General features: G+C 69.1%; 1 protein-coding gene and 1 pseudogene. Both read right to left on the bottom strand.

Annotated elements, in window-relative coordinates:
• A pseudogene (locus A8G15_RS08700) lies at window positions 1-405 on the bottom strand (glutamine amidotransferase); the annotation flags it as partial.
• Window positions 398-718: DUF1727 domain-containing protein (locus tag A8G15_RS08695; protein WP_156665310.1), on the bottom strand; the 321-nt coding region annotated here is incomplete at its 5' end. The gene A8G15_RS08695 and the pseudogene A8G15_RS08700, both read right to left, overlap by 8 nt.

Here is a 718-nt window from a genome sequence, read left to right as displayed (position 1 = left end):
GATCACGGTCTCGCCGATCGCGCGGGTCTGCTGCGGCGACGTGGTCACGTCCAGCATTCCGACACCGTCGACGCGCTCGCCCGCCGACGTCTCGTACCAGTGGCCGAGTACCTGGATGGCCGCGCAGATCGCCAGCACGGGCGCACCGCGTTCGGCGGCGCGTTGCAGGCCCGGATAGCGCAGCAGGTGCCGGGTCGCGAGACGCTGCGCCGAGTCCTCGGCACCGCCGAGCGTGTACAGGTCCAGCGATTCCGGAACCGGGTCCTCCAGGCCGATCGAGACGATCTCGGCGTCGTATCCGCGCATCCGCAGGCGCTGCCGCAGCACGAGGGCGTTGCCGCCGTCCCCGTAGGTGCCCATGACGTCGGGCAGGACCAGTCCGATGCGGACGGTCGACTCAGGCATGTGCGGACCCCTTCGCGAGCGCAGTGTTCAGATCCCGGAACGCCGTGTAGTTGGCGAGTACCTCCACCCGGCCGGCGGGGCAGGAAGCGATGGCGCGCAACGGATCCGAAACCAAAGTGTGTTCGACGCCGGCGTAGGTGAGGCGGACCGCGAGATCGGTGCCGCGTTCACCGGATGCGACCACCTGGACACCGTCGAAGTGTTCGAACCGCACATCCCACAGCCACGACAGGTCCTCGCCGTCCGGCACCTGGCCGTTGACGGCGATCACCAGGCCGTCGACGGTCGGGTCGATCATCGACAGTGCCTCCTG

The organism is Rhodococcus phenolicus, assembly GCF_001646785.1.
Lineage (GTDB): Bacteria > Actinomycetota > Actinomycetes > Mycobacteriales > Mycobacteriaceae > Rhodococcus > Rhodococcus phenolicus.
This window is presented reverse-complemented; position numbering and strand designations above follow the sequence as displayed.